The following is a 20,499-nucleotide window of genomic DNA, read 5'->3' on the forward strand; positions in this document are numbered from 1 at the left end:
TGTCTTAGGTTTATAATTTGATATTGACACCAAAAACGATAGTCCGTTGCGCCGGATAAGCAGCATTTCCGGAAATCTCTGGATCCAGTCGGTCATAGGACGTAAAGGTGAAAAGGTTCTGCGCGTTGGCAAAAATACGAAACGCAGAAAGGCTGATCTTGCGGCTTAAATGGGTGGGGATCGTATAGCCCAGGTCCACATTTCTGAGCCGTAGATACTCTCCCGAGCGTGTCCAGTAGCTGGAGGTATTGAGATAAGGTGTGTTCGTCGGATCAAAACCAACCGTCAGACGAGGATAAGTCGCCGTTTCAGCCGTCTCCGGTGTCCAGCGTCCCATCATATACGAGTAGCCTTGGCTATCGCCATTGTTACCGAAGGCGTAATCCATTTGTTGGTAAGTCCGGTTCGCAACACCTTGTAAAAGCACACTAAAATCAAATCCGGAGACGCTAAAACCAAGTGTAACACCATAGTATATCATAGGTTTCGTGTTGCCGATCGCGGTTTGGTCGTGTATATTGATGATGCCATCACCATTCAGGTCGACCAGCTTTACATCCCCTGGACGTACCGCATTACCGCCTAATAACGGTGCTGCATCAGCCTCTTCCTGCGTCTGTATCAGTCCGTTTGCCAAATATCCAAACGTCTGGTCGACTGGCCTACCCGTACGATAATTCCAAGCATAATTGCGCTGCACTTCGTTCATATAAAGCACTTCTGTACGCATACGGGACGCATTGGCCGAAATAAAATAGTTAAACTTGCCCACATTGTTTTGATAGGTCAGGTCGATTTCCTGTCCTTCGAACAGATTTTCGCCGATATTTTCATTGGGATAGCCTATCCCAATCATCTCGATCGTCGATCCTCGCTGTTGAAGCAGGTCGTAATAACGATCTCTGTAATATTCGGCCGTCAGTCGGAACATAGAATTCCATAAAGCGGCATCCAAGCCGATATTGAATTTATTGCCTTTCTCCCAAGTGGCGTTCACATTGGCTAAACCCCTCTCCTCCAAACTATTGATATACGAATATTCCGAACCAAACTCGTAGCCATTGTTACCTCCCTGTCCGTAAGCAGCACGCCAGCTATAATAACCCAAAGCTCCTTCGTTGGTGTTACCTGTTTTACCATAGGTAGCTCTTAATTTCAATAGGTCCAACCAATCTGTTTGTGTGGATAGAAACGATTCCTTTGCCAAGTCCCAGCCTACGCCCAGTGCATAAAACGTTCCGTATTTCCTACCCGGCTGAAAGCGATTGAAGCCTGAATAGTTCACCGCCAGTTCTGCATAGTATTTTTGCATATAAGCGTAGTTACCCGTTGCGGCAAAGTTGGTATGGATGGCAGGCAGATCAAATTGGTAGTTGGCCGTCTGCTGATCGACAAATAGCTTTCCACCCACCTGGTGGCTATTGGCAATTTGTGTATCATATCCAATTGCGCCCTGAAAATAAACGAAATTTGCTGTAGAAGTGGTCGAAAATGAATTGGGCTGATCCGCAATATTCCCATACCGTATATAGGTCAATTCACCAGCATCATTGTATTGCACATCAAAAACTGGTTGCTGCCGATATCTGTTAATGAGACTAGAGGAAGTTGCCGATACATTCACCTTTCCTTTAGCATATAAGCCCGGCAGCCATTGGTCAAATTTATAGTTAAAATCTAAATTTGCAAAAACGTCCCTTGTATTATCGATCAAGTAACCTGAACCCGTTACTTGCTGATAGAGATTCGTTCTGAACTGGGGAGAGCCTCCGTAGGAACCATTATCATTAAAGATGGGGTAAGCATTGTTAGGCGTAGCAAAAAGAGCATTCATAATGTTTGACGTTCCGGCTCCAGGCTGTCTACCATCCTGAATACGACCGAAAAGCTGCAATCCGATAGTGAAATCTTTGGTTACGTCCACATCAATGGAACTATTTATCAAGTAACGGCTTTGACTCACATTGGTCGCATAGTCAAATTCATCAGACTCCCGAAACATCCCTTCTTGATTTAAATAGCTAAGCGAAAGCGCATACCGGGCATTGCGGATACCTCCATTTACACCCAAATTATACTTTGTAATAGGACTATTATTCCGTAACACCGCATCATACCAATTTACATCCGGATATAGCAATGGCGAGTTTCCGTTCCGGAAAAGCTCAAATTCTTCCTGCGAGTAGGCCGGTAGCCGCCCGGTGTTTGCCAAGGCTTCGTTATAGAGGTAAGCATATTGATAAGCATTTAACGGTTCCGGTACCTTCAATGCTTCCTGTATACCTGTCTGCGCCGTAAAGGAGATCCGGGGAGGGCCTGCCACACCTTTTTTGGTCGTGATCTGCAATACCCCTCTCGAACTACGCTGTCCTAACAAAATGGAGGATAGCGCATCTTTCGCAACGGTAATGGATTCAATGCTTTCCGGGTCAATGGAATAGATCTCCCGTTGCACACCGTCAATAATCGTGACCGGCTGCTGCCCTCTCAATCGAAAGAAGATCTCACTATTATCACTAAGTGTGGAGCTGTATTTTGTACCTTCCGTAGGCAAGGAACCCGCAAGATCACCATAGGTAATGGCCGTTGACCGTGCCGAGCGGAAACCACTGCTTTCCTGCGTATAAAACCCGGGGAGTCTCCCGGTCAACGCATTTAAGTAAAGCGGTGTCGGTGTGGTCTTGAGCTGGCTATTATATACGCTAGATACAGCTCCTAACAGATTTTTAGCTGTTTTTTGATCATAAAGCACTTCCCGTATTTCTTCCTGTTTTAGATAATTGGCCACCATTGCTATCCGGATGCCGGACGCAACCACGATCGTTTTGGGGTAATATGCCGGATGCCGGACAATAATCTCCGTCCCCGCGACCACCTCCACACGCACATCTCCCGTTTCGCCCGTCTCCCCAAGTAGCTCATCCGCTAAGGAGTATACCTTTGCTCCCAACAGCGGTTTTCCGTATTCGTCAACGACGTTCACCGGAAGCCCCTTCACACTTTGCCGGAAAGAGCGAGCCAAAACACTATGGTGTCCGACAAAAAGACACAACATAGCTATTAAACTAATTTTTATATACTGATTCATCATATTTCAGATAATTTTTTGATTCATATTCCTTGATCACCCCAATACCTTAATCACAGCGGAAAGTATATCGAAAAGGTTCTTCCGTATTGCCATAACCCACCGTCTTTGTGCCATCCGCGTCGGTAAAATAATATTCCAATCGGGCAATTTGCTTCCCTTTTTCAACCGAAAACAACCCCCTTGGCCAAATATCAATACGAAACTGTCTACCGCCTATACTGCTCATTTTTGTCTTGTCATTCCGCTCAACCACCTCTCCGATCAGCTGATCCTCACCGTCAAACGCATAGGCGTGTAAATAAACTTCATTCAGCCCGTCCAGCGCCGTGTTCATCACCCCCCCATTAAAAACAAGGGTAATGATATCGTTGTCCAGACTTCTTACCGGCTGGATGGTACCCAGCTGCGGGTTGACAAAGTCGATCAGATCACCCTCGCCACCGGTCACTTCAAAGACATCCGAAAAAGCAAATTTCTTATAATCGGTATCCTCAGGCCGTAAATTCTCGATAGAAGACCCCACATAGAACCCCAAACGGACCAGCATATTTTCAGATCCTACATGACATGCAACCTGCACATCGAAGTCTATATCTTCATTGTTGGAAAACGTATACGACTGCGTACTCCTATAGATAATCCACTCGAAATCGTCTACGAGGTTTGGACCGATGCCAAACATATTCTTAGCGGCCTGATGCCAGCTCACACCCGATACCGGTTCTATTTCCGAATCCGGTATCATGCGCAACGTTCCGTTTCCTTTCGGACTGGTATAGGTCAGTACGGCCTGCTCTCTTGCGTTCCAGCTTTTCGGAACCATAATCCCCGCAAGCAGTTGGGTCGTATAGGTTCCTGGTTCCTCTATACGAGGTTCCGCACCACTGTGCATCACGAAGGTCACGCGTTCATCGACCTGCGCTTGTGCCGGGACGGTGACCGTCAATGCTTTTAGTCCACAGTGGACTAAAAAGATGGTCAAAGACAGTCCTGCCAGAATATATAGATACAGTAGGTTTTGAAATGGTCTTTTCATAATGGTTATTAGTTTTCACGTTCAAAATTATATTGGTAGGTATTGCCGGTGCATCCCAGACTGAATGAAAGACTTAACTGCCTTTTTCCTCGAACCACCGGATACTGAAGTTTCACAGCAGTCTGTTCGGGTCCTCCATCAGCCGTCATCAGTACGCTGAAAGGATACTGCGGATCATTCAACGTATAGGTCCCGGATCCCACTAATACAAATGGTAGTCCATTTGCTAAGGTATAGCTCCCGTCCTCTTTGAAATCTATACGAAAATCGGTCAGATTTAACCGTTGGCTCAAATCTTCGCCATTTCTCGTCAGCTGGATCACTTTCCAACTTCCGGTTATGTCTTTAACGGGCTCATCCGTAACAATATTTGCCATATCATCCTCACAAGAGGCATGAAATAAATAGCCAAATGCAACGAAGACAAATAGTAATAATTGCTTGATTTTCATCTCTTCTTTTCTTTTAATATCCAGGATTTTGTAATAGGTCAACAGATTTCGCAACTTCTGATTGCGGAATTGGCCAGAGATACATGCGCTGGTTAAACACTCTTTTTCGCACATCGATCGTATTGTAGGTAGTAACACCGGCTGCGCGTACAGGTTCCGTACCATGTAGTTGGCGGTTTTCCACCGTTTCAGCAATCTTCCAACGACGCACATCGAAAAAACGATGGCCCTCAAACGCCAGTTCTTTTTGTCTTTCGTTTTGGATAATTGCGCGCATATCTGCCTGAGAAAGGCCCGTCGGCAAGGTATAGGGAGAAAGCCCAGCCCGCTGGCGGATGGCTTCCACAGCCTCATATACCTTCCCATCCGGCGCAGCAAGATGTTCATTACGTGCTTCGGCATAGTTCAGCAGGATCTCTGCGTACCGGATAATCGGCAGGCATCGCGGCGTTTCGGTATTGAACTGATCCACCACCACAAACCGGTGTATCATCTTATAGACATAAAAACCCGTCGGCGTACCCTTATAGATCGCATCCTGCCCCGAACTAACATTGTTGGGATTGGTTTTATCGATAAAAATATTGACAGGCCTACGCGCTAAGCCGTCTCGATGAAAAGCCATGGACTGGTCGCGTGTAATCGTATTCGCCAGTCTCGGGTCCCTACCGTTATATGGCCGTGCCGGATCATAACCCGAATTGGGATCGTCTATAGATAAGCCATTTCGCATACCGAAAGCGTTTACGATTTCCAAATAAGGATAGGCGCCGGGATTGTCCACCCCAAAAGTAGGAGGGTTCCATGTCGCTTCCAATTGCCGGTTGCCGCCTTGCATCCTCGCCAAGAGGTATTCGTTGTTTTTACGCAGCTGGAAAACTTCATAAAAACCATAGCCGGGTTCGGTGGTATTATTGAGGTGTAAGCTATATTGACCAGATGCTATCACCTGTTCCGCTGCTGCTTCTGCCCGTTCCCATCTTGCTTGATCTACATTAGGATAAGCAACGATACTGCGCAATGGTTCTTCTGTAGCCAATCCTCCTCCATTAAACAACGGACTGGCGGCATAAAGCAATACCCGCGATTTCAGCCCATAGCAAGCAGCCTTATTGACACGCCCATAATTTTCGCCATTATGTGCCCATGGTAGGTCCTCAGCAGCGGCATCACACTCCTGCACAATATAATCCACACATTGCGCAAAGGTATTCCGGGCAAAAGGGATAACATCATCGGCACGGTAAACACTATCCCCCATTAACGGAACACCCCCGTAATGCTCTATAAGAATAAAATAATAATACGCTCTCAAAAATCGTGTCTCCGCGGTAGCTCGCACCTTGATATCGTTAGCAAACTGCGCATCCGGCAAATTTTTAAGCATAATGTTGGACCTGCGGATGTTCGTATAACAGGTAGACCAAGCGTCTGTTGTGATCATATTCGCGTTGACCGTACCTGTCGCAAATTGTATGAACGTGTTAATCGTGCCCAATCCTGCTCCTTCTGCTTCGTCCGTACTGGCGTCTAATCCACCACCGCCAAAGCGCTTAGGTGCTGTGGCAAAGCCTATATTTTCATATATCCCCGAAAGAAAATTAATCGTGTAGGCACTATCCGAAAAGACAACTTGCTCGTTCAGATCAGTAGACTGTGTCGAATCCAAAAAACCCTGTTTTTCGCACGACACAAATGCCAGCATGGCACATACTGCGTAAATCAAATATTCCTTGTTCATAATTTAATCTATAATGTATTATAATTTATCAGATCATTGTTTTCTCACCAACGTGCGGAACTACTCTCCTTCGAGCTGGCTCAACGAAAATGGTCGGGCTTCTTTCGATACACCCCTATTCACATTGGGAGAAGCACCCATCACAAACTCCAGTTTTCCTCCTTGTATGATGTCCTCATACCGTATGAAATTCCTATCGTAGGGAATACCATTCAACCGAGCGGATTGTATATATATATTCTCCGGACTGTTATTCTTTGCTATCACGACAAACTCCTTCCCGTTTTCCAACTTCACGGTAGCTTTCTCAAAGACCGGACTGCCAAAAACATACTGGTCCGTTCCCGGACATACGCTATAAATCCCCAACGCACTCAACACATACCAAGAAGACATCCCGCCTTGATCTTCATCTCCCGGAAAGCCTTTTTCCGAAGCATTATACAACTGGGACATTACTTTCCGCGTCCGCTCTTGCGATTTCCAGGGTTGGCCGCTGAAATTGTATAAATACGCAACATGCTGTACCGGTTGATTACCATGTGCATATTGTCCCATTTTGGCCAAGAGCATCTCCCGCATCTCGTGTATTTCCTGTTTATAGCTGCCATACTTGATGGTCTGTTCCATCGTGAACAGAGAATCTAATTTCGCGTTGAAACGATCTACGCCACCGATGAGATTAATCAATCCGTTTATGTCGTGCATCACTGACCACGTATATTGCCAGGCATTGGCCTCGGTAAAAGCACCACCCCATTCCACCGGATCAAAATCCGGCATCCATTCGCCATTTGCCAATCGTCCTCGCATAAATTTGCTATCTTTATCAAAAACGTTGACGTAATTATACATCTGGCGAGCAAATATATTTTCGTAGAATTTATTACCCGTCATTTTTGCCAGTTGATAAGCACAAAAATCATCATAAGCATACTCTAATGTTTTGGCCGTGCTTTCATGCAAATCATCCTTATAAGGAATATATCCTTTGATAAAGTACTCTTCCCAACCATGTCTACCATTCGAGCCTCCATAAAAACCTTTAGTGGTTACCTCATGATAATAGGCGTGCAAAGCACTACCGGGATTAAAAGTACGCACACCTTTTACCCATGCATCCGTTAGTAATGAAATCGCATGGTTTCCGATCATGACACCGGACATACCCGGATTAGACCAAGTTGGAAGAAAGCCTGCCTGTTGCTGCGCATCCAATAAAGACTGCATATAGCGTCCCTGCATTTCACGATGTAGGATATTACTCAATGGAAATTGTGAACGAAAAGTATCCCAAAAGCCATTATCAGTATACATATAGCCGGGGTGAATTTTTCCGTCATACGGACTGAAATAATAGGGACTACCCGCTGGATCAATTTCATAGAACTTACGAGAAAAGAGATTGGCACGAAACAGACAAGAATAGAAAGTTGCTTTTTCTGCTTCTGTTCCCCCTTCTACTACGATACGGTGTAACCATGCATTCCAAACATCGAACGCTTTGGTTTTGGTCGTTTCAAAATTTTTATTTCCGTCCAGCTCCTGTTTTAAATTCCGTAATGCTTGATCGGGGTCAATATACGAGGATGCCATTTTCACTTCTACACGTGCGCCCGGCTTAAATTCCAGGTAAGCACCAATGCCTTCTCCTTCATCCTCTCTATTTTCCGAAGAGATTTTATTCGCTCTATTTTCCCACGTGCCATAGCTCTTAAAATCCTGATTGAAAACCAGTACAAAATAATTACGGAAGTTTTCGGGAACGAACCGACCATTATTAACATAGCCGATAATTTTGCGCTCTTCGGGAATTATCTTTACTTGACTATTCTTAAGAAAACCGTCTAGGATCAAATACGCCTTTTCCTTTTTCGGAAAGGAGAACCGCATGTGCGCACCGCGCTCTACCGGACTGATCTCTGCTTGTATCCCGTTGTCAAACTTTACGGAATAATAATGTGGTTTAGCAATTTCATTATCATGGTTAAAAGGCAAAGCCCTTTCATCTTCATTGACGATAAGGTTTCCCTTTCCGGGCATCAGGGAAAAAACCGCATAATCACCCATCCAAGGACTACATTGGTGTACTTGCTGAAAACCACGGATCGTATTCGCCTTATAGGTATATTTCCAACCATCACCATTCTTTCCTGTCTGTGCAGAAAAAAAATGCATCGCAAAAGGCAAGCCCACCGTAGGGTAAGTATTTCCATAGGACAACGCCCATTCGGAATCCGTCCCCTGCAACGTATTCACATACTTTACCAAGTCCTTCTCCTGTGCATAACCAAGCGTTATCTCAAGCGAAAAAAGAACAACCCAAACTATTTTTTTTATTTTCATCCGTTTATTTTTTTTTCTTCACTACTAAAACATGTTCCTCTTTATATCCATATTGCTTCCAAAGCAGATCAAATTGACCTGCTTCTAAATCCGAAATCTGTACGATTTTCTCCTCATCTGGCATCAAGGTGAAATAATTATCAGAAAACAATACAGGCAATACCCGCTGCTGCGTATCATGTCGGACAAGTCTGAGTCGATTACCAAAAGCCACACTCTTTCCCTGATTTTTAATTAAGATCTGCTTTCCATCATCTGCTTTGTCCAACAATGTAAAAGTCAGATCTGCATCAGGCAGATTATTTAGCTTCGTATAGTCAAGTTCTTTTTCACCGTTCCGCCAATAAAAATTCTCGGAAAGTATGTTATTCAAACTGTCTTTCAATTCCAATTTTATAAAATGTAAAGGTGTAAGTTCTCTATCCAGCCGATCTTTACCGTATACTTCGATCTCGAAAATAGAGAAGCCAAACGGAGTAGCTCTTTTCTTTCCTACAACCTTCACATAGCGTGTATGCTTATGCTGTACAGGAATTTCCTCGGTGCCTCCTTTACCTTCTTTCATCTCTTTCACCGTGAACCATTTTTGTCCGTCCGCCGACACTTGAACATCATAGGCTGCGGCATAAGCTTCTTCCCATTTTATAACCACGGTTTGTACCGCTTGCGATTTGCCCAGATCGATGTAGATCCACTCCTGATCGGTAGCGTTGCTTTCCCAACGACTTCCACCTGCACCATCCGTCACCAAGGACGCCTCGCGACCATTGGAAACCGAAGATGCAAAAGCTTGCTTTCCAAAAGCTAGATTGAAGGGATTGAAATTTAAACGGTAAGCCTCATTTTTGTTGCTTGCCGATACGTTCACTTTTTCACTGCGGCCATACTTAGCTAATTCTTTACCATCCAAGGTGAAAACCTTCGTAATCGCCACTGCATCCTTCAGATCTTCCGATGTGGTATTTATAGCTTTCACACTATTATTAGAGGCGTTCCATTGTATATGCAAAGGTTCACAGGCATATTTAGCGCCCCAATAAGCTCCGGTCGCGTCATGATAGTAATCATACGTCTGCCATACAAAGGAAGGGTACGCCGATTGGCTCATCCAGAGCAATAATCCCGAAGCATCCTCCCACATCTTATCATTCCAAGCTTCATATATCCCTTTCATCACTTCTATATTGATGTATTGAGCCTTTTCGCAAAAAGCAATCAGGTTATCTGACTCTCCAAATTGGGTATTTACCGCTCGTTTATAATTAATAGGGCTTGCATTAGATGCTTCTTTTCCGAAATAGTGCTTGTTCCACACATTATCATCATCCTTTTCCAATTGCTCATCTGTAGGCAAAGGCCATAATGATTCGGTCGGCATAAATTCTTTCACACTTTCATAATTCGGGAAAGTCGCTGTACCAATTTCTGTTCGCAATCCGTAGCCCCGGTCCGAACCATACGGATAAGGCGGATTATTCCACGCCAGGTTACTCCCCGAGTTTTCAAAGTGATGCTTCGGCGGCTGATTGCCCCACCAACCACTACCAGATAGCCCATCTTGATTAGAACTGGACTTATACATCCGGTCATTATGGTCTTCCAAAGCAACAATGCTGCGGAGATAACCGTCCAACTCTGGCTTAGGATGTGTTTCATTAGCCCCACACCATAGTGCAATACTCGGATGGTTCCTTAATCTTTTCACTTTATCCAGCGCATTTTCTTTAAAATCCTCGTCACTCGCGACATCATTATAAGCCACGTAAAGCCAGAAGTCATCCCAGACCATAATACCATAACGGTCACAGTAATCATAAAAAGCATCATCTGTCACACAACCCGTCCAAAGACGAATCATATTATAATTCATGTCTTTGTGCAATTTTATCTTCGTCTCGTATTCTTTCCCGTAGCACCGCAACAAATATTCACTCATACCCCAATTTCCACCTTTCAAAAATATCCGCTGTCCGTTAATAAAGAACTGGAGAACAGGCCATCCCGCATTGTTTCGAATATACTGGTATTCATACTGCCGTATGCCGAAAGGGATTTCCTTTTGATCGGATACCTCACCATCAATCTCACTTCGCAACGTGCACGTATATAAATGCGGCTCTCCATAACCATTAGGCCACCAAAGCTTGGGTTGCTTTACAATAAGGGACTCCACTTCTTTACGGTCTATATAAACCTTTTTCGAAGTATTGGCCTCCAGGTGTACTTGCTTGGAGAACTGTATATTACCCGGTTGAATGCGTCCGGATATCAGCACCTCTTTTGGTTGATTGGACGTATTCTTCAACTCCGTTGAAACAAATAAGTAGGCAATGTCATTCGATTCCAGTTCAGATCTTATCCAAGGATCTTCCATCGTCACATCACCGGTAAAACTTAACGATACATTTCCCGTTATACCGGCCAACCGTCCGGGCACGTAGGGCATCCAGTCCCAACTTGCGGCCGATAAATAGGTCGGGCTGGCTACTACGCCAAATTGATCCTTGGCATTCCTTGTCTTCTTTTGGTCGGCATCGGTAATCAACACAGCGACGACATTCTCCTGATCATGGCTAACCAAATGGCTAACCTCATATTTGGTACGTAGCATATGCCCACTGACATCTTTCGTAGATTCCAGTGTTCCTGATAATTTTACACCATTCATATAAAAATCTGCATACCGGTTCGTATTGTCGAACTGCAACCAGATTTGCTGTCCGGGTTTTACCGAAGCAGGCAGTTGAAAGGTTGTGCGATACCAAAAAGGTCGATTAAAAAAAGTCTCATCAACACGGTGGATATTATCCGAATAGTTAGGATCAGGCACTTCGTCCGCCTCGACATAAGCTGTAAACACCACCCCAGGAACTACGCCTTTGACGGCATCTTCCATCCGATAACCTGAAGTTGAAATCTCAAACCCCGACGGTGAACCTTCTGTTTTTGGTTGTACCCACCATGTTATATCAGGATTGGTACTATTTAAGGATATTTGCTGAAGCTGTCCGTTACACGCAACAGAAACCAATAGCAAGGATAACATTGTAAATAATATCTTCTTTATTATACCCATTGTCTTTTTAATTACTTTCTACACCCCATTTCTTATTCGGTTGTTCTCCCATGAACAATTCAAGTTTTCCACCTGCAGCGATCTCCTTAAAATCTATAAAGCATTTATCATAGGGATTTCCATTTAACAGTGCTTTCTGGATATAGATATTTTTAGCTGTATTATTATGGGTCTTAATCGTGAAATGCGTTCCCGAATAATAATCATTATCCAAACGGAATTTAACTTCATCAAATAGTGGACTGGTTATCTCCAAACGGGTACTTCCCGGACAGGAAGGATGCAGACCACTGGAAGCCAATACATACCAAGCAGACATTTGTCCTACATCCTCGTTTCCCACAATACCTTCTACAGAATTTTTATACGCCTTGTCACAGATATAGCGTGTCCATTTCTGGGTATCCCAAGGTGCGTCGAGGTGATTAAATAAGAATGGTACGAGGTGAACGGGTTCATTAGCATGGTTATAATAATCATTCCACAGCATATGGTCAGGTGTCTGTTCAAAAAAACTTGTCAAATCTTCCAATACCTTCGCCCTTCCACCCATAAGTTGTATCATACCCGGGATATCATGCGGAACAAACCACCCTTGTTGGTAAGGATTACATTCAACAGTTCCATACCACTCTTTTGTTCTCGCTTCCGCAGGCCAGATTTCCCAAGAACCATCTGTATTTCTAGGCCGGAACCAGCCTTTTTCAGCATCAAAGATATTCTTGTATGCTTGTGATTTTGCTAAGAAAAGCCGTTCATCATCTTGTTTTCCAAGCCTGTTTGCCAATTGTGCGATGCACCAATCTGTATAGGCATATTCCAACGTATTTGAAATACTGAACGGCGCCGCTGTATAACCCAAAGAATCGTTTCCGAATTTTTTAGACGTATTGACGGCAAATTCATAGGCTTTTTCCACATCGTATCCACGGATACCTTTTACATAGGCATCGGCCAGCACAGATAAAGCCGGATTCCCAATCATACATCCGGAATAGGCGTTCATAATCTCCCACCGCTCGTAATATCCACGCCCAGATTCCTCAGCAAGTGTAATCAACGAGTTAAGTTGGTCATCAACCAATCTTGGATTTATAATGGTTTGTAACGGAAACTGGCTTCGGAAAACATCCCAACCACTGAACATCGTCCGTTTTGTAAACCCGCTTTCTTTGTGTATCTGCTTATCTCCACCTATATAACGTCCGTCTACATCCGTATATGTTCGAGGGTCAATCATCGTATGATAAAGCGCCGTATAGAAGATTGTTTTCTGATCATCCGTCCCACCTTGGATATGCACTCTATCCAGTTCTTGATTCCATAAGTCATATGCTTCCTCCCGAATTTGATCAAAAGACTTCCCTTCTATTTCCTCCCTGAAATTATTTTCTGCCCCGGCCATATCCACAAAAGAAATCCCAACCTGCAAAGTAACCTCTTCATTTTCGCTTGTTTCAAAGTCAGAGAAAAACCCCAAGTGCTTTCCTTCTAAGGTTTCCTCGTCCCGTATAATGGTGGCCTTTTCCACCGCTCTTAAATAAGGGATGCTGACAACTTCATCTCTTTTTCGCCTCCAACTGTCTGGAATATCAGCTGTCCAGAAACCATAATTTTCCAAGGGTTTACTGAATCGTGCATAGAAGTAAACCGTATAATCAGCATTCCCTTCACCGTTTCCCCATCCACCGCCATCCGGTGTGCACAACATCCATCCCCTAATCGTGTTCTCATCCACCTTATGGATATACTGTTTTATAGCTGTCCCTCCTACCCGACGAGCAAGATCGATCTGTATGCGCGATTCTTTATGTTCCGGGAACGTGAAACGGATCATTCCGCTATGCGCGGCAGCCGTCGTCTCCACTTTGATATTATAATCTGTTAAATCCACGGCATAATAACCTGCCTTCGCTGTTTCCGTTTGCTTATTGTAATGCGAACGGTACCCTTCGATGCTGCCGTCTTCTTTCCCTGCAATAACCTTCAGTTTTCCTGTCGTCGGCATCACCAGAAAATTTCCCAAATCCCCAAACCAGCCGACCCCACTCATCTGTGTAAAAGCGAATCCTTCTATCGTCCGATGCTCGTAACTATACCCAGGACTATTATCCCCTCCTGTAATGGTATTGGGACTGACCTGCACCATGCCATAGGGTGTAGCAGCTCCTGGAAACGTCTTCCCTAAACCATGATAAACTTCGGCAATCCCCACACTTGTACTAGCTCCTATGAAGGGGTTTACATAATCCGCCGGAGACGAGGATTTTGTTCCATCACCCACAGAACAGGATTTTAATAACAGGAAACAGGAAACAAGGCTCCCCAATAATTGTATTCTCCTTAACATCAATATCTAATTAGTTATATCTATTTTTTCTTTATTCGAACTGTTTTTATCCCAAAGCGAGGTATATCGATGGAAAAGGTCGGTCTGCCCATATTATCAGCTACGTTTAGCGCACTTACCTTTTCACCATTCAACAAAACCTCTTCTATACCTTCTACGGGGAAATCAAGCATAATCTGTTGTACGCCAGATACGCCTTCCGCATTAAAAAGCCTAAGCAATAGGTCTCCTTTATCAAGTTTCATAGTCGCTATCTCTATTCCAGCTTGATTAGATGCAACAAACTGTCTTTCCTCACATACTAAATCCCCTCCATATATTCCAAGTAAGGGCTCATTCCAGCAGTTGCTTTCTGTAGCAATCCGTGCCGTGTCCCATCTGCCCGTATGGGGAATCAAAGCGTAGCGCATTTTTAAGGCTTCCGTTATCTTATAATCCATCCCCCACAGTCCGACACCTGAATATTGTGCCGTAAGGCTCAAGGGGTAATCTGTGCCATGGAGATAGGATGTTGTATGATCAGACAGGAGTGCCAAGCCATATGCTTGATCTTGTTCCACAAGATCTACCCAATGAAGAATCACATTGTGCTTAATTTCGTCCCAATTCCCGAAAAACGTATTTTCCTGTCGGCTCTCACATACATCAAAAGGTGCATTTTTGTATAACTTAGTGCCTTGGAGATTATTGGGAAACATCACTTTAAGTTTGTATCTGTCATCTGTGTATGCGCGCCTATTGTCTGTCCAGTCATGCTCTTGTTTATATTCACCGATGCCCACATTTCGCTGCCAATCCACCGTCAGATCGAAGTCTATCCGCCGCTGACCAGCCTCAAGCGTAATTATCTGAACCATAGGATGCGAAGCGATATAGCCTTCCACCTTTACTTTTACGATAAAGGGGTTATCTTCCAAAACCGTTATTGTGGCCGGATTGTCCTTGGATGAATGAGATTTCCCTTCCTCATAAAAATGGCCCGCTATCTCCCCGAAACCGTAAGGCCCGCAAGGATCAACAAATTGCTTATTGTCGATATGTTTAGCTAAAAGACTAGAGATTAATCCCCCTTTAGATTTGTCGAGCGTTATCTTATACATATCATTCTCTATGATACAATTTCCTTCTGCATCAAAGCTCACCTGTGGCGCTTTTCTATTGACACGTTGATTATTTTTCCGCAAAGCATAAGTTACATAACCCAAGTTTGTCACATTTGGTCTAAAAACTATCCATAAAGCATTGTCCTTCTCCTCTATAACACAAGCCAACTCTTCTCCTTTATGATCATAAAGCGTCACCTCTCTTTGCGTCCAAGTTGCCGGTAATTTCACACGGACGACCGCTGATCGCTTTGCGGCAACGGTATTAAAAATCCGGACATAGCCCAAATCTTTTCCTTTTGTCGATGTGCCCTTTACATAACTGGAGATCGCCTCATGTATCATCTTTCCGGATAATCTACCTGTCGTATTCGTCCACGAACGAACTGCCTGTTCCCATGTCTGTTGTTTGCCCAAACGATTATAGGGGACAATCCAAGAATCGTGATGTTGCGCCATCATCAGGGTCCGCCATGCTTCATCTTCGTCCTTAGCCAACGGCTGATAGTTATTATCCAAGTAAGCCATCGCACTGATTTTCTCGGCCATCACTATATTGTTTTCTGATTTCCGGACATCCTGTGCGATACGTTGCAATGCTTGACTTCCCCACATCAGGTTGACCAAAACATCTTCCTGCGAAAAGTGCCAGCTATCGTCCGTTTGTCTAGACGATATATCTTCGATGTATTCTGTCCAGGTGACATACGTAGAATTGTTTTTGATATGTTTACCGAAACCAAGCCAAGGGCCATTTTTCCAGCCCGCATCCTGATAACACATGCCTACAGGATTATCAATTCCCTGTTGGTAGGCCGCTTGTATAAAAGCAGTCGAGTTATTCCACGCGGTCGTTTGCCAGGTAGAATTTTCTTCGAAATCTTCAGACGCATATCGTGGCACGGTTAATATAGACGTTCCTTCCGGTCCGATCCAATTCACGAGCTCTCCTCCATATCCGGTAGTGTAACCGCCCCAACACGTGTTCGGACATTTCAATACAGCATATTTAAAACCAAATTGCTTTAGTATTTGAGGCAAGCTGCTTGTAAAACAGGGTTCTTCAACAGCATAGGTCGTATACGTAACATCTGGAAAATGTTCGTGCATCTTGCGTATACCGTGTTCAAACTGTCGTATAATACTTTCTCCTGAAATATTGTAACAGTAAGGCTGTGCATACGTGGGATTTGTAAATTCAATTCGCTTATCCCGCACGATATTGGCGAATTGAGCATAGGCCATTGGTTCGTTTCGTTTTACCGTGTCCCATGTTTCAGGTTCTATCTCCAAACCCAGTTTCCATTCGGGATGAGCAGCCAACTTATCCACCATAAATTGCGTCACCCACATCGGATAATGCCCATACACCCCGCCGTGATATCCATCCACAAAGTAGGGCTTCTGTGCATAAACGGCGAACGATAATAGCAACAGAAATAAAAGGGTTAATATTCTCATCTTAATAATATGAAGGATCATGGCACTAGTTACGAACAAGGCTGATTTTTCTCGTTTTTGGTATGCTAACGTGTTTGATAGTTTGCAACAATACGTTTATTTCATGCTGCCAAGCCTGTCGTACTTCAGGAAACATCGCTTTGCTATAAAGATCTCTTTTGGCGCGTAGCCACCCATCCTTTTCTTTGTACTGGTCGAGCACTTCGATAGCCCGTCGGTTGTTGGCATCCAATAACCCTTTCGGTTGGAAAAAATTATACTGAACCCAGGCATACTCTCTGAAACGGCGTTCTATTTCCCATCTTTCTTCGTTGAGGTGCATAATACGGAGTGCCTGCTGATATTGAGGTGTGTTATCCAAGGTGGCAAGATTTATACCTTTTGCGAATTCCGCAGCCGACCATTTGCCGATCTCTTCGCCATCAATAAGAAGTTTATAATTTCCTTTTAAACCTTTTACGATCAAAAGTTCTTGGTTCATTTCTTCCATAAATGGTACTACAGCGAGTGCATCGAATTGGCTTTTCTTGCTCCCCCAGCCTCTTGCCACTGTATCCAACGGATAAGGAAGAGCGTTTGCATGATAATCAAAACTCCAACCCGTACCTGTTTTTACGATATCAGACAGGTTACAGTTCGAGGCATTTATTATCTTTTGGTTAGACACATCAATTTCCATTTCGGCCACCTTCTGTCCACTAAATCCCTGTGCTTTTAATAGAAGATACGCCATAACCATATGACCATCCAGATCCGGATGCACACGGTCAGTCCCGGACAATGTAAAGGAGGGGTCTTCTTTCTGAACACGCTTACTAATGGCTGTCATAGGTTCATTAAAATCAAGAAACTCCCATTTATTCGCTGTTGCCGATGCTCTTTGAAAATCGACGATGCGCTGCATCGCTTTATTTTTATTTTTCAACGATGTGTTATCTGGAATAACCACATCTTCATCATAAGGCGAACTTCCCAATAATACGATCCTGGTGCCCACGAGTCCTTTATACCTTTCCTCCATCTGTTTATAGCCGTTGTGGGACTCTTCCACTTTCTCGTCAGCAAATTTCTCCGGCTCTGCTCCGTTGTATTCAAAGTATCCGGAATCATTCATACCAAAGGTGGTAAACAGAACTGTTGGCTGTTTGCTGAACACGTCTCCGTCCAGGCGTTTGAGCATATCCCCTACGCGGTCTCCGCCAATACCGGCATTGAGAATCGTTAGGTTCATCGTGGGGAAACGAGTCATGTAATAGAGCCATACATACGCGTGGTAATGCCCCCCGTCGGTGATACTATTCCCTAAGAAAACGACACGATCATTTTCCTTAAATGGTGCTATTTGTTGAGCCAACAACGGATTCGCTCCGAGAGCAAGCACTAAAATTCCTATAAAAAATCTCCTCATGGATAATACTTATTTTTTGGTTTTATAATCAACACGTATACAATTAATATAGCTTTTCTAATTTCACTTTACGCCTAGCGACAATATATTTGGACCGGCTTCCAGTACGTAAACCTGACCTTTCCAAATGAATTTTCCGGTCGTTTTTTCTGGAAGGTTTACACTGATTTTCCATTTATTCTTTTGTTGTTTATAATGGACTGAAATTTTTCCCTTCGGATGGGGCATTTCACCACGCACATCGGTCATTATACCCAACCGCGGTTCGATTTTTACACGGGCAAACCCAGGAGCATCCGTATCGATCCCTAATACGATTCTGAAAAACTCAATGTTCGGGCTGGCACCCCACGCGTGGCATTCCGATCGAACAGTTTGCAAGCGGGAGTCTTCTGCCCAAGTGCTTAATCCCATTTGTATATTTTCGCGCCAAATGTCCAGCCAGTTCATATAATCATCGCCCAATCCAGCTTTTGCCAATGCCTGATGGAGATAATACTTGAAGTATATGGTGCAGGGGGTCAATGTTGTGTTTTGGAGCAAGCTGTTACCCACCGTAGCCATATCTTGTTCGTCGATCAATCCTGCGAGAATAGCCAACGAATTGGCATGTTGCGAGAATCCGTTCCTTTCCTTAGTGTCGGCGAATAGTTTCTTTTCGGCATCCCAATATTTGCTTTTTATGGTAGCTCCCAATTGGGAAGCCTTTTCTCCGTAATAAGTGGCAAAGTGAGCTAATCCAAACGCAGCTTCCATTTCTGCAGCCCATCGATATGCTAATAACAACTGCAGGTCATAGATAGCTGCACTTCCATCCGTACCCATAGGCCCCCATCCCATATCGCCCACCCAATCCACAAAGCGCCAGTAAGGCAAATCTTTAATAGAGCCATCCGGTTGCTGTAGTTTTTCAAAAAACTCGAGTATAGCCCGTTGCCCTGTTAGTTTTTCTTTGATGAAATCGCTGTCGGGACGGTACATCCAATAGTCATGCAACATACCGATATACCAAAGAGAGAACGTAGATATAATCTGCTTTCCGCGCGTAGGATAGCGGCTCATGGTGACCCCTTCCGTCAAGCGTGAGCGATCCATCAGGTCAAGCGCATAACGGGCAAGCCTGTCGTCGCCACTGTTGTAGTATGAAATCATGGCCTGTATGCGCGTATCGCCGATATACTGCAACTGTTCGTAATATGGACAATCCATGTAGGTTTCCCAGGCATTCAACCGGGCTGTCCGCCAACCGATATCCAATATTTGGTCTATTTCGCTATTGCCCGTGTTAAGCACATAATTTTGTTTAAAAGGATAACCTGTAAAAGTGCCGTACAGGTCATCGATGATTAGCGGCTCGTCGCTTGTGCTGACAATCAATTGCAGATAACGGTAAGTACGATAGTTTAGCGTAGTAAACGTTTGATTCTCCGTTCCATCGGCCAATAGGCTGTCTATTCTGCCAACAAATCTTTTATTTTCTACCTCATTACGGTTACTTTTCCGAAGCTCGTCACCTTCGTGCCGGTCATACAATGTCTCGGCGTATCCCAAAGAAATGCCCGCTCCCTTACCTTTGCTAAAAAGAAGTGTAACATAAGCATTGGTAATATAAGTCTGGTCAAGCAACAAGGTGACTGTCCTGTTGGCAGGGATAGTCAGCGTTTCTTTGTTTGCCGGAAACGAAATAGGCAAGTCCATACCATTGACCGTTCGCAGTTTGACAAGACGTTCGTAGGTCAGTTCCATTTGTGGCAGAGGAGACGGTACGAGTTGCCAAGTCCAACCATCGGAAGTTCCCTTGGTTTTTCCGTCAGAAAGTTCCCGAGCGGATGACCAGCTATTATCATCATAATTCACGGCGTGCCAATCACCTTTGATAGTCTGGTTCATATCGACCAGCTCTCCTTTACTCGCCGCAAAGAAAAACCCAGGAATAGGTTGATGTCCATGGCTTTTCACGCATTTCCAGCTTCCGTTAGTATTCAATATTTCCTCGGATGCTGAACGCCCCTGCACGATAAAGGCTGTCCGCAAACTGATCTGTGCTTCCGGCCTGTATTCAGCCTCGTTCCACACCAACGCTGAAACTACATTTTGTCCAGACACCAGATAAGGGGCGATGTCTACTGTTTCATAGTTCCAAAAATAAAGGTCACCACGCGCGGGGCCTATCGATACAATTTGACCGTTGACATATAACTTATAACGGTTATCTGCCGAAACATGTATAACGAAACTTTCCGGTTTTCCAGCGAGTTCGATACTTTTCCTAAAATGGTAAACACCGTATGTCAGCCCCTCATCACGCTGCTCTGAAATCCATTTTGCGTTCCAAAGCCTGCTGTCCTGCATATAGCCATTCGAAAAAGCAGCTTTTGACAAGAAAAGAAATCCGGACAACAGGCAAAGGATAGACAGATACTTTATCATCATAA

Annotated in this window: 10 protein-coding genes; all 10 read right to left on the reverse strand. The window is 44.2% G+C overall.

The annotated features are described in order from the left end of the window. Window positions 1-10 precede the first annotated feature (10 nt). The gene (locus EWE74_RS12465) at window positions 11-3,091 is read right to left on the reverse strand and encodes a SusC/RagA family TonB-linked outer membrane protein (protein ID WP_239018646.1); all 3,081 of its coding nucleotides are present in this window, start codon (window positions 3,089-3,091) and stop codon (window positions 11-13) included. Window positions 3,092-3,137: 46 nt separating this feature from the next. Further along, window positions 3,138-4,127: a DUF4961 domain-containing protein gene (locus tag EWE74_RS12470; RefSeq protein WP_239018647.1), complete on the reverse strand. Its 990-nt coding sequence runs from the start codon at window positions 4,125-4,127 to the stop codon at window positions 3,138-3,140. An 8-nt stretch (window positions 4,128-4,135) separates the two neighbouring features. Next, window positions 4,136-4,579, reverse strand: coding sequence for a DUF5004 domain-containing protein (locus EWE74_RS12475; RefSeq protein ID WP_130141860.1), 444 nt, complete (start codon window positions 4,577-4,579; stop codon window positions 4,136-4,138). 13 nt (window positions 4,580-4,592) lie between these two features. After that, window positions 4,593-6,320: a RagB/SusD family nutrient uptake outer membrane protein gene (locus tag EWE74_RS12480; protein ID WP_130141861.1), complete on the reverse strand. Its 1,728-nt coding sequence runs from the start codon at window positions 6,318-6,320 to the stop codon at window positions 4,593-4,595. Between the two features lie 60 nt (window positions 6,321-6,380). Further along, entirely contained in the window at window positions 6,381-8,666 is a 2,286-nt protein-coding gene (locus EWE74_RS12485) for a GH92 family glycosyl hydrolase (RefSeq protein ID WP_130141862.1), read from the reverse strand. Window positions 8,667-8,670: 4 nt separating this feature from the next. After that, a complete protein-coding gene (locus EWE74_RS12490; protein WP_239018648.1) occupies window positions 8,671-11,742 on the reverse strand; it encodes a galactose-binding domain-containing protein in 3,072 nt (1,023 codons plus the stop codon). 7 nt (window positions 11,743-11,749) lie between these two features. Next, a complete protein-coding gene (locus EWE74_RS12495; RefSeq protein WP_130141863.1) occupies window positions 11,750-14,092 on the reverse strand; it encodes a GH92 family glycosyl hydrolase in 2,343 nt (780 codons plus the stop codon). 20 nt (window positions 14,093-14,112) lie between these two features. Beyond that, the gene (locus EWE74_RS12500; protein ID WP_130141864.1) at window positions 14,113-16,656 is read right to left on the reverse strand and encodes a glycoside hydrolase family 38 N-terminal domain-containing protein; all 2,544 of its coding nucleotides are present in this window, start codon (window positions 16,654-16,656) and stop codon (window positions 14,113-14,115) included. A gap of 25 nt (window positions 16,657-16,681) precedes the next feature. After that, the gene (locus EWE74_RS12505; RefSeq protein ID WP_130141865.1) at window positions 16,682-18,064 is read right to left on the reverse strand and encodes an SGNH/GDSL hydrolase family protein; all 1,383 of its coding nucleotides are present in this window, start codon (window positions 18,062-18,064) and stop codon (window positions 16,682-16,684) included. 63 nt (window positions 18,065-18,127) lie between these two features. Then, on the reverse strand, window positions 18,128-20,497 hold the full coding sequence (locus tag EWE74_RS12510) for an alpha-L-rhamnosidase-related protein (protein ID WP_239018649.1): 2,370 nt from the start codon (window positions 20,495-20,497) through the stop codon (window positions 18,128-18,130). Between the last annotated feature and the right edge of the window lie 2 nt (window positions 20,498-20,499).

It is taken from the genome of Sphingobacterium corticibacterium (genome assembly GCF_004208525.1).
Taxonomy (GTDB): domain Bacteria; phylum Bacteroidota; class Bacteroidia; order Sphingobacteriales; family Sphingobacteriaceae; genus Sphingobacterium; species Sphingobacterium corticibacterium.

Bases quoted from the DNA above. Each gene is read 5' to 3' on its own strand.
- EWE74_RS12505 (WP_130141865.1), bottom strand. From the start codon at position 18,064: ATGAGGAGATTTTTTATAGGAATTTTAGTGCTTGCTCTCGGAGCGAAT.
- EWE74_RS12485 (WP_130141862.1), bottom strand. From the start codon at position 8,666: ATGAAAATAAAAAAAATAGTTTGGGTTGTTCTTTTTTCGCTTGAGATA.
- EWE74_RS12470 (WP_239018647.1), bottom strand. From the start codon at position 4,127: ATGAAAAGACCATTTCAAAACCTACTGTATCTATATATTCTGGCAGGA.
- EWE74_RS12500 (WP_130141864.1), bottom strand. From the start codon at position 16,656: ATGAGAATATTAACCCTTTTATTTCTGTTGCTATTATCGTTCGCCGTT.
- EWE74_RS12475 (WP_130141860.1), bottom strand. From the start codon at position 4,579: ATGAAAATCAAGCAATTATTACTATTTGTCTTCGTTGCATTTGGCTAT.
- EWE74_RS12465 (WP_239018646.1), bottom strand. From the start codon at position 3,091: ATGATGAATCAGTATATAAAAATTAGTTTAATAGCTATGTTGTGTCTT.
- EWE74_RS12510 (WP_239018649.1), bottom strand. From the start codon at position 20,497: ATGATGATAAAGTATCTGTCTATCCTTTGCCTGTTGTCCGGATTTCTT.
- EWE74_RS12480 (WP_130141861.1), bottom strand. From the start codon at position 6,320: ATGAACAAGGAATATTTGATTTACGCAGTATGTGCCATGCTGGCATTT.
- EWE74_RS12490 (WP_239018648.1), bottom strand. From the start codon at position 11,742: ATGGGTATAATAAAGAAGATATTATTTACAATGTTATCCTTGCTATTG.
- EWE74_RS12495 (WP_130141863.1), bottom strand. From the start codon at position 14,092: ATGTTAAGGAGAATACAATTATTGGGGAGCCTTGTTTCCTGTTTCCTG.